The sequence below is a fragment of the Desulfovibrio desulfuricans DSM 642 genome (assembly GCF_000420465.1).
Lineage (GTDB): Bacteria > Desulfobacterota > Desulfovibrionia > Desulfovibrionales > Desulfovibrionaceae > Desulfovibrio > Desulfovibrio desulfuricans.
This window is the reverse complement of the sequence record NZ_ATUZ01000002.1, coordinates 25,813-35,717: the sequence shown is the minus strand read 5'-3', so window position 1 is coordinate 35,717 and position 9,905 is coordinate 25,813. Positions and strand designations below refer to the sequence as shown.

Here is a 9,905-nt window from a genome sequence, read left to right as displayed (position 1 = left end):
CATGTCTAAGTTGAGCCCCTGGCTTATCTTTGATCGTTTGCCGGAGCCGGATGACCTGATTCTTTTCTGCCTGCACTTTGCAGGAGGGCAGGCGGCTGTTTTTCGGCAGTGGCAGGAAAATGCGCCGCAGGGCACAGCCATTTGCCGGGTGCAGCTGCCCGGGCACGGCACGCGCATGAATGAGCCGCTCCTGTCGGACATGGAATCGGTACTGGATGGACTGCTGCATGCGTCCAGTCCCTGGCTGGGTCAGCGATTTGCGTTTTTCGGGCATTCCATGGGCGGCACCATTGCCGCTGAATGGGCCATTCGGCTTCAGGAGGAAAACATGCCTTTGCCGCAGTGCCTTTTTATCAGCGCCTCGGAACCTGCGCACAAGCACTGGTGGCCTCCGTGCAGCGACTTGCCAACAGATGCGTTCAGATCGTTCATTTTCAGCAATGGGGGCATCCCGCGCGAAGTCATGGAGCATGAGGAACTGATGGAAATATTCGAGCCCATTCTTCGTGCGGACTACGCCCTACTTGAAAGCTGGGCTCCAAAACCAGTGCGTTCCATCCATGTTCCCATTGTGGCCTTTGCCGGTATGGATGACACCGTGGTTCCACAACCGGTGGTGCGCGAGTGGAAGCGTTTTGCGGCGTCTGCATGGGAACTGCGGCATATACCGGGCGGACATTTTTTTATTCAGACACATGCGGAGCTGGTGATGTCCAGCACTTTCGACTGCCTGACAAAATTGAATGAAGGAGCGCTGGAATGAGTAGCTTGCAGGCTGAAACGCAATCTGTTTACCGCCATGAAGCGCCCGCAACAATGCGCGCTGTGGTGCTCTACAAGGCGGAAGATGAAAAATTAATGTCCATTGCGGATGAGGATGAAAGGCTGAGAGCCGCAATCCATGTTGAACATGACGTTCCTGTTCCCAAGCCCGGTCCGGGCGAGGTGCTGGTCAAGGTTATGGCTGGCGCAATGAACTACAATACTCTTTGGGCGCTGCGTAGACACCCTGTCAGCACCTTTGACCGGCTGGGAAGATTCGCCAAGCTTGATCCTGATGCCGTGCGCCACAACCTGGATTACCAAATCATGGGCAGCGATGGGGCTGGCGTTGTTGTCAGCGTTGGGGATGGCGTAAAAAACTGCCAGCCTGGCGATAATATTGTGGTTTTCCCCGTGGTTTTTGATCACCAATCCCCACAGGCCATTGAGGATTACCTGTACGATGAAAAAAGCCGCATTTGGGGCTATGAAACCAATTTTGGCGCTTTTGCGGACTATTGCCTCATACGCGCCACGCAGGTGCTTCCCAAACCCAAACATCTTTCATGGGCAGAAGCCGCAGTGCTGACCGGAGGAAATTCCACCGTGTACCGTATGCTGGTTTCTCCCAACGGCGCCCAGATCAAGATTGGCGAAAGCGTTCTTGTTTGGGGGGCCAGCGGCGGCATAGGCAGCATGGCGGTACAGTACGCGTTGCGGGCTGGCGCAACGCCCGTCGGCATTGTCTCAACGGAGGAGAAGGCCGAACTTGTGCGCGCTCTCGGCTGCACGGCGGTGATTGTGCGGCCCAATGCGGAAAACAACTTTGTGAACGCGGATGGTACCCCAAACATGCGCAGGCTGGTTCGCTTTCGCCGGGATGTTTTGCAGGCAAACCAGGGGCGGGCGCCAGATGTGGTTTTTGAACATCCTGGGCGCGCAACCTTTTACGCCAGCGTTCTGGTGGCGGCCAACCGGGGGCGCATTGTGACCTGCGGGTCAACAACGGGTTACGAGCATCTTTACGATAACAGATACCTGTGGATGTATGGCAAACGTATCATTGGTTCGCACTGCGCTTCGTGGAATGAGGCCGCGCGGGCAAACGACCTGATCTGCCGGGGCGTGATTATGCCAGAACTGAGCAGCGCCTTTCCGCTGGAACGCTTTGATGATGCCGTTGCAATGCTGAACAGCGACCATGTGGGAAAAATAGCAATCCTGTGCAACGCCAGTACCGCTGACGAAGGCATTGAAGATATGGTTCTTCGTAATGAAATCGGTGAGCGGCAGTTCAGAATTTTCCGCAAAAAGGATGCATGATGGAACAGGTTAAGGAAACAGGGAAAAGCCCACTCTATGTATACTGGCAGGCTGCGCAGCCAGACAGGGGCAAGCTGCTGCTTACCCTGCTGCTTGCCTGCCTGGCTGCGGCGCTTGAAATTGTGCCCTTTGTCCTCATTTGGGTCATTGCCAGGGAGGCATTTGAGAACACGGCCGGAACAGACAGGGCGCTCTGGCTGACCGGGGGAATCCTGGGCGCAATACTGCTGCGTTTTGCCATACAGGGGGCCGTAACCATTCTTGGGCATCTGGCCGGATTCCGTTCAGAATGCCGGCTGCGTTGCCGCCTGATAGACCACATGAAAACTGTCATGCCCGCTGCCATTGAAGGAAAAAGCGCTCAGCTGAGCCGTGCCGCCATGGATGAAGTGGGTCGCCTCAACAGTATTTTGGCCCACACCATTCCAGATGCCATTGCTGGCGTGTTTATGTTCCTGATATGCGCCGTGCTGCTGCTCTGGGCAGACTGGCGGCTTGCCATGGTTTCGTGCAGCATGCTGGCCTTGGGCGCATGGGCGCAGGTGCGCATCGCCAAGGCTTCTCCAGAGATGTTCGTGCGCTGGGTGCAGGCAGACGGGCGGGCATCGTCGGCGCTTCTATTTTATGTCAGGGGGCTTGCCACATTGCGGGCCTTTAACCGGCAGGCAAGCTCTCTCAACGAAGTGACTGACAGCATCTTTGCCATTGGCAAGCTGGCGGGCGAGGTAACCCGAGCCTGCGCCGTGCCGTATTCGTTGTTTGGCCTTGCCATGACGTCACCCTTGCTCGTTATTCTGCCATGCGCGCTGCTACTCCACGAATACGGCTCGCTTGGCACGGCTGACCTTGTTTTTGCAACGGCCATCAGCGGAATTATGCTACTTCCGCTTACCAAGGTGGTCATGAGCCTTACCGCACTTCGCCTTTTGCAGGCCGCAGCCGCCCACATACGGGATATGATGGCGCTGCCGGCCTTTGCCGAACCCACCGCGTATAAACCTGTGACTGGTGCAGAAGTTGTTTTTGAAAATGTATCCTACAGCGTTGCGTCTGGTTCTGGAGAGAAGGTTTCCATACTCCGGAACATCAGCTTCACCCTGCCGCAAGGCCGCATTACAGCCGTTACAGGTCCATCCGGATCAGGAAAAACAACACTGGCCAGACTTCTGGCGCGTCTTGATGATGTTTCACAGGGCCGTATTCTCATTGGGGGGCAGGATATTCGCGATATCCCAATCCTCCAGTTTCAGAAACTTGTGAGCATTGTTTTTCAGGATGCCTTTTTGTTTCACGGCACGATCCGAGAGAATGTGTTGCTTGCCAAGCCTGACGCCACAGAAATCGAACTTGCAGATGCCATTGATGCTGCTGGTTGCGCTGACATGCTGAAATATATGCCCCTGGGGCTGGACACGCCAGTGGGGGATAAAGGGCTGGGGCTTTCAGGCGGTGAACAGCAGCGCATCGCCATTGCCCGGGCATTTCTGAAAAATGCGCCCATCCTGATTTTGGATGAAGCGACCGCCCATCTTGATCCCCTTGCCGCAAAGGATATTACGCGCAGTCTGAAGCGCCTGATGACTGACAAAACCGTTTTTGCCATCTCCCACCGTCTTAACGAGATAGAGAACGCCCATGCCACACTTGTTGTTGTGAACGGCTCCCTTGAAAAACAGGGAACGCATGGAGATTTGCTGACCTCTTCAGCGGTATATCAGAATCTTTGGCAGTTACAGACGCGTTCAAGCGCATGGAGGCTCGGCATGGAACGAGTCAGGGGAGAGGTGGCATGATTCGGGAATATCTGGGTTTTGATCTGACAGAACATCGAGATGATAAAATGATGCAGGGCATTTTTTTTGGCGCTCTGGGGGCCTGCGCCGAAGCCTTGCCCTGGTTTTTGGCAGCGTTTGCCTTGCCATACGTGCTGGAAGGGGGAAACACGCTTGCTGCTGTGGTAGCCGTTGCGGTACTGGGGATTGTGGGTTTTCTGCTGGGACTCATGGCAAAGGTTAAGGCTTTGTGCGCCAATTTTGACGCAACATACGCGTTGGTTTCGCATGCCAGAATCGGCTTGGCCAACCATCTTGCAAAATTGCCATTGGGCCGGGTGCTGTTGCAAAGGGACGGGGCCTGGGCCGAACTGATAACCGCGCAGTTCAGCATGTATCAAGACATAGTAACCCTGGTTTGGGGCTGCGTGGTGGCCGGAACAGCCTTGCCCGTACTGTTGTGGTTGATGCTGCTCTGGCTCAACTGGGCCAGTGCGGCGGTGCTGTTGCTGGCGCTGCCTTGCGCCATGCTGAGTGTGCCCTTGGCGTATCGATTGCTGGACAGGGCCGCAGCCAAGGTAGCCCAAGCGCGGCAAGATGCCTCCGTAAACGTGCTTGAGGTCATAACAGGAGCCAGGGATCTGCGCTTTTTCGACCCTCTGGGGCAACGTGCCGAAACTGCACTGCAATCCCTGCGCGATTACCGCGATCAATCCATGAAAACAGAAGTGGCGCCTGCCCCTGCATTACTGCTGTTTAGCCTGGTCATCTTTATCGGGGCCGCAGTGGCCATTGGTGTGGCAAGTCTGCAATTTGCCGCGCAAGGGGGCAGCCCGGCATCGTTTTTTGTGGTGATTTTGCTGACGCTGCGCCTGGCCATGGCAATCAATGAATTTGGTCCATACCTGGCGGAAATGCGTTTTGTTGGCACAATCATTCAGCGTATCCGTGATGTTATGGATGAACCGATCATGCCGCAAACCCATCAGGGGCAACAGCCGCAGGATGGCGGCATTGACGTGTCGCATGTGACATTCAGCTATGGCGGTGCGGATGTCATTCATAATGCTTCACTTCAGGTAGGCAATGGGAAAATGGCCGCCCTGGTGGGGCCATCTGGGTCTGGAAAAAGTACCCTAGCAGCGCTGACGGCCCGTTTGTGGGACGTCAAAGGTGGGGCAATTCGCATCGGCAATGTGGATTTGCGGGATATGGACGAACGCACCCTACAGGAAACAGTGAGCATGGTGTTGCAGGATGTGGTTCTGTTCCCCATGACTGTTGCGGATAATATCCGTCTTGGGCGTCCTGACGCTTCAATGGACAAGGTGATTGAGGTCGCCAAGGCGGCCTGCATCCACGAGCGTGTGCTGCAACTGCCTCAAGGGTATGAGACCCTACTTGAAAGCGGAGATGTAGCGCTTTCAGGCGGGGAACGTCAGCGGTTGGCCATTGCCAGGGCCATTCTGAAAGATGCGCCTGTTCTTATTCTGGATGAAGCAACGGCAAGTCTTGATCTGGAAAATGAAACAGCGGTGCAGCAAGCCCTCGCCAATCTTTGCCGGGAGAAAACCACACTTGTGATTGCACACCGCCTTTGGACTATTCAGGATGCAGACTGCATTTTTGTGATGGACAAAGGTGCCATAGTTGAGCGCGGAACCCATGTTGAACTGATGAACGCAGCGGGATTGTACGCAAAAATGTGGGAAGTGCAGAATGAAGGAGGGTAAGTTTTTGCGCAGAATATGTTTTTGCGGTTTTCATATTGATGGTTCCGGAATATTTGTTTCTGCGTCGTGCTCCTGTAGTGGCAATTGCTTCTAATCATTTAAAGGAGACAACATGGAAAACAAGGAAATGTACGCTGACGCCGGGGAATTTTATGACGTGATGGCAGGCAATTTGTGGCAGCGGCGCAAGGGATTTCTGAAAGCGCTTTCTGGTCTTGCGGATGTGGAAGGGGCTGTTCTGGATATCGGCTCTGGCACCGGGCATGGCCTTGTTGCCGTGGGCCGCGTGCTGCCCGATGTGGAAATGTTTGCCATAGAGCCTTCCCCGACTATGCGCGCCGTGCTTGTATCGCGGATCATGCAGACAGAAGGCCTGCAAAAGCGAACTACCGTGATTCCATCAACCTTTGAAGACGCTGATCTGCCCGAAAAAGTCCGTGCTGTGCTGTTTCTTGCCTGCATCGGTCTTATGGACGATGCGGTCCGGCGTAATTTCTGGGGCAGGCTTGCTAAACATATGTCGCCCGGCGGTTTGGTGCTTTTTGACGTGATGATGATTGATAAACCTCAGCCTGTTGAAAAGATTCATGTGGCGGAAGTGCCCATGGGACGCAATGTTTACCATGCCTGGTCTGAAGGTGTCCCGCTGGATGAGCAGCGTGAAAAATGGGTGTCCACATATCAGATTGTCCGTGACGGCAAAGTAGTTCTGGAAAGCCATGCTGAGTATACATGGCAGACTGTAAGCCTCAAGGATGTTGCGCGGGAGGCGGCCCCCCATGGCTTTGAATTTGAACCCGTAAATGATGATACACTTATTCCTTCGGGTATACTGCGCAAACTGCCAGCGTAATCTGTTCTGCTCCGGCACCGGGAGTATGCGAATCTTATTGCACCCTCGTCATTGCCATCGGCATGGATTTTTACTGCTCTGTAGTGCGATGCACGGCATGAAGGACAGTATCATCTCAGAATAGCAGGTCTTTTGGCTGGTATGTCGCATGATGTGCCAGCCAAAAGATTGCATCACGCGGATTGTTATTCGTGGCAGTAGCGTGGAATGGGGCCGAACCAGTTTTGGGGTACGCCGGTGGGATCTTTTGTTCTGCGGTGGCGTAGTAATATTTAATGAATTGAAAATTCATTTTCATTTTTAATTAGAGTAAATTCGAGAGGTGACATCATGAAAAATCCGGGCGAATGCTCAAGCCTTGAAGATATCCGCTATGAAATAGATCTGCTGGATAAAGAAATGGTCAACCTGCTTGGTCGCCGCCTGGAGTATGTCCTAGCGGCTGCTGCTTTCAAAAAGGGTGAGGAGGACATCCCCGCGCCAGATCGGGTAAGAAGCATGCTGGCGCAAAGGCGGGCATGGGCCAGGGATTGCGGGCTTGCGGAAGACTTTGTTGAAAAGTTGTTTATTCGTATTACCGACTGGTACATTGCCACGCAGATCGGGCATTGGCGGCAAACCTACATGCCGGGCAGGGCGGGTGAATGATGTTTGACGTTATCCGCCATTCCCTGCTTTTCGCAATGGACACCGCGAGCAAGAAAGCATCCGCAGAAGGACGGTCGGTGCTTGCAGTTGCAAGTATACCTGTGCCTCATGCGGATTTGCTTTCTATATTTGCCCGCTATTCTCGTCAGGATGATGTAAGCTTGTGGCTTGGGCTTGCGGGCAGATCCATACTCGGCGTGGGGAGCGCCCTGGAGTGTTTGGGACAGAACAGCCGTAGATTTTCCACGGTTTCTGTTGAATGGCATGCAGCCATTGATGGGGCTGTTGTGGTAGGCGGTATCGCGCCATTTGCGCTGGGTGGTTTTCGGTTTGACCCTGCCTGCAAGATTTCGCCAATGTGGAAAAATTTTAAGGATGGGGCACTGTCGATACCTCGTCTGGCAGTTTTGCATCTGGAAGACGGCGGTTGCCATGTGGTCGCTGCGGATTACGTTCCTCCCCATGCTGATCTGGTCGGCAGGTTTGAGCGCATGGTTTCTTTATGGAAAAACAGGGATTCAATCGCTGGGTCTGCCCCTTTAGCACAGCCAGTGTTACTTGAGTCAGAAAAAGAGAAACTCCGTTGGCATACTCTGGTGCATGCTGCCCTGCGCGATATTTCGCAGGGCAAGGCCAGAAAGATTGTTGCCGCGCGTATGCTGCGGGTCAAAGCCGACGTGCCATTTACTGTGCCTGCCATTGTGCAGCGTTTGAAGGTGGACAATCCCAAAGCTGCGCTTTTCGCTTTTGGGCGAAAGGGGGCTTATTTTATAGGCGCTACTCCGGAGGTTCTCCTTGCCGCAAATGCTGGAGTTTTTCGCACAATGGCCCTGGCAGGCAGCGCTCCGCGAAGTGAAGACCCCGTTCAGGATGCAGCATTTGGACAAGGGTTGTTGGCCTCTGAAAAGGAACGGCAGGAGCATGATTTTGTAGTGCAGGCCGTATCGCAGGCGCTCAGATCGCGCTGCAGATGCATTGCTATGGATGCCTCGCCCTCGCTGCACAAACTGAAAAGTGTGCAACATCTAGTAACCCATTTTGAGGGTGAGATTATGCATCCATGCAATATTCTTGATATTATTGAACATCTGCATCCCACTCCCGCTGTGGGTGGGGTACCTTGTAATAGTGCGCTGGAATTCTTGCGTGCCCATGAAGGTTTTGACCGAGGCTGGTACGCAGGGCCGGTAGGTTGGCTTGATGCTCTTGGCAACGGGGAGTTTATGGTCTCGCTACGGTCTGGCATCATCGACGGACGAAGCGCAACACTTTTTGCCGGTTGCGGTCTGGTGGCTGGTTCTGATCCTGAAAAAGAATATCGGGAAACGCAGCTAAAATTTTCCACCATGTTGGACGGGGTATGCCCAGAGTGGAAAAAAAATAAGCCAATGCGCGTTTAAATTCGGTGAGGTTATTATTGGAATGGAAAAAAGAAAATTCAATCGAACAATGTGAATCGTCAGAAAACTAAGCAGTGCCCGCAACTACTTTTTGCTGTGATTTTTGGAAGGATATCCCCATTATGTATAAAAAATGAGTCGTTACAGGCTGTCGCTTGTAACGACTCTTAAAAGATTGTGAAGGGGAGACTCGGCATCACTTGATATGTGGAATTTCAACAGTCTGAAATTGTTGTAATTTATTTTTTGTTCACGAAGGCTTGTGACCCCGTTTGTGACCCCATAGTAGCTGTGACTTACGTGGAAATCTAGCGGAACAAATAGCCCAGTCGGCGCATTGCCAATTCTTCAATTCATCCCCAACAGTCTTTGCGACTTTGCTGCAGGGACTTGATCTACTCCCGCATCAAGTGCTCGCGGCACACGGCCATAAAATCCCGCAAGCACGGGGAAAGCCATTTATCTTTGTGCCACAGCATGAATACGCCAGTTTCAAAAGGCCCGCCAATCAACGGCAACTGCCGCAACGCACCAGCTGCAATGTGGTCACGCACAGCCATTTTGGGAAGTATGGTCAAGCCAAGACCAGCGCGAACCATGCTGATCGCGGCGGCAACGCAGTCACATTCCACTGAGGGTTGGGGCAGGTTGGCTGTTTCCGACAAAAAGATTTCAAACGTTCGGCGATAGCTACAATCTGAAGCCGCCAGCAGGAGGCTATGCTTCAGGATGTCTGCCGGTTCCACCATCTTCATGCCAGCCAACGGATGCTCCGGTGCAGCCACGGCCACAAGCTCATCCGTGCCCAAAAATGCCGCATTAATATCCCGTGCTGACGGCTCGTAGGCAAACACAAAGGCCAAATCCGTCACCCCCCGGCGCAAATCTTCGGCCACGTTACCCGTGATACAAGGAAGAATGCGAACTCTGCCTGTTGGGATCTTGCGCCGAAACGCAAGCAGAACGCCGGGCATCCGGTGACATTCCAGAGATTCCGGAACCTTTATGGTCACGTTACCGGATGCGGCATTGTCACTGACAGAAGCCCTGGCTTCCCCCTCTATTTCGAGCATTTTTCTGGCATACTGTAACAGCTTGAGTCCAGATTCCGTCAAAACAACCTTGCGGCCCAACCGCTCGAACAGGCGAACATCAAGCTCGTCTTCAAGCGTCTTAATACGCATAGATACGGTGGATTGCGCTGCATTCAGGACCTTCCCCGTTTGGTTAAAATTGAGCAGTGACGCTAGAGTGACGAATGTTCGCAGGTCGCGCAGTTCCATTTTATACTCTTCATTCAGGCCGATTGTTGTAATAGAAAATTATCATTGGAAACGATTTCATAGGTGTGAAATACATTTAATTAATCAGTTCGGCCAGTGAAATGGTTGGGGCAATAAACAATCAGCCACAT

General features: G+C 53.3%; 8 protein-coding genes. 7 read left to right on the top strand and 1 reads right to left on the bottom strand.

The window, feature by feature from the left end; translation table 11 throughout:
- Position 1 precedes the first annotated feature (1 nt).
- The 7 genes from G449_RS15360 (at position 2) to G449_RS15355 (ending at position 8,491) form a co-directional block, all read left to right on the top strand.
- Positions 2-763: a thioesterase II family protein gene (locus G449_RS15360; RefSeq protein ID WP_022657377.1), complete on the top strand. Its 762-nt coding sequence runs from the start codon at positions 2-4 to the stop codon at positions 761-763.
- Positions 760-2,085: a crotonyl-CoA carboxylase/reductase gene (ccrA, locus tag G449_RS0100635; RefSeq protein WP_022657376.1), complete on the top strand. Its 1,326-nt coding sequence runs from the start codon at positions 760-762 to the stop codon at positions 2,083-2,085. The genes G449_RS15360 and ccrA overlap by 4 nt, the downstream gene beginning before the upstream one ends.
- The gene (locus G449_RS0100630) at positions 2,085-3,878 is read left to right on the top strand and encodes an ABC transporter ATP-binding protein (RefSeq protein WP_022657375.1); all 1,794 of its coding nucleotides are present in this window, start codon (positions 2,085-2,087) and stop codon (positions 3,876-3,878) included. The genes ccrA and G449_RS0100630 overlap by 1 nt, the downstream gene beginning before the upstream one ends.
- Positions 3,875-5,590 (top strand): ABC transporter ATP-binding protein, encoded by a 1,716-nt coding sequence (locus tag G449_RS0100625; protein WP_022657374.1) that lies wholly within the window; start codon positions 3,875-3,877, stop codon positions 5,588-5,590. Before G449_RS0100630 ends, G449_RS0100625 begins: the two co-directional genes overlap by 4 nt.
- A 112-nt stretch (positions 5,591-5,702) precedes the next feature.
- Complete coding sequence (locus tag G449_RS0100620) at positions 5,703-6,443, top strand: class I SAM-dependent methyltransferase (RefSeq protein ID WP_022657373.1); 741 nt, start codon at positions 5,703-5,705, stop codon at positions 6,441-6,443.
- A gap of 330 nt (positions 6,444-6,773) precedes the next feature.
- Positions 6,774-7,091, top strand: coding sequence for an isochorismate lyase (locus tag G449_RS0100615; protein WP_022657372.1), 318 nt, complete (start codon positions 6,774-6,776; stop codon positions 7,089-7,091).
- On the top strand, positions 7,088-8,491 hold the full coding sequence (locus G449_RS15355) for an isochorismate synthase (RefSeq protein ID WP_022657371.1): 1,404 nt from the start codon (positions 7,088-7,090) through the stop codon (positions 8,489-8,491). Before G449_RS0100615 ends, G449_RS15355 begins: the two co-directional genes overlap by 4 nt.
- Before the next feature lie 395 nt (positions 8,492-8,886).
- On the opposite strand, the gene G449_RS15350 is transcribed toward G449_RS15355, so the two are convergent.
- Positions 8,887-9,774, bottom strand: a complete 888-nt coding sequence (locus G449_RS15350; protein ID WP_022657370.1) for a LysR family transcriptional regulator — start codon at positions 9,772-9,774, stop codon at positions 8,887-8,889.
- Positions 9,775-9,905: the final 131 nt, after the last annotated feature.

What these genes read in the sequence shown, in the direction of transcription:
- G449_RS15355 (WP_022657371.1), top strand. Translation starts at nt 7,088, where the DNA reads ATGATGTTTGACGTTATCCGCCATTCCCTGCTTTTCGCAATGGACACC.
- G449_RS15350 (WP_022657370.1), bottom strand. Translation starts at nt 9,774, where the DNA reads ATGGAACTGCGCGACCTGCGAACATTCGTCACTCTAGCGTCACTGCTC.
- G449_RS0100630 (WP_022657375.1), top strand. Translation starts at nt 2,085, where the DNA reads ATGGAACAGGTTAAGGAAACAGGGAAAAGCCCACTCTATGTATACTGG.
- G449_RS0100615 (WP_022657372.1), top strand. Translation starts at nt 6,774, where the DNA reads ATGAAAAATCCGGGCGAATGCTCAAGCCTTGAAGATATCCGCTATGAA.
- G449_RS0100625 (WP_022657374.1), top strand. Translation starts at nt 3,875, where the DNA reads ATGATTCGGGAATATCTGGGTTTTGATCTGACAGAACATCGAGATGAT.
- G449_RS0100620 (WP_022657373.1), top strand. Translation starts at nt 5,703, where the DNA reads ATGGAAAACAAGGAAATGTACGCTGACGCCGGGGAATTTTATGACGTG.
- ccrA (WP_022657376.1), top strand. Translation starts at nt 760, where the DNA reads ATGAGTAGCTTGCAGGCTGAAACGCAATCTGTTTACCGCCATGAAGCG.
- G449_RS15360 (WP_022657377.1), top strand. Translation starts at nt 2, where the DNA reads ATGTCTAAGTTGAGCCCCTGGCTTATCTTTGATCGTTTGCCGGAGCCG.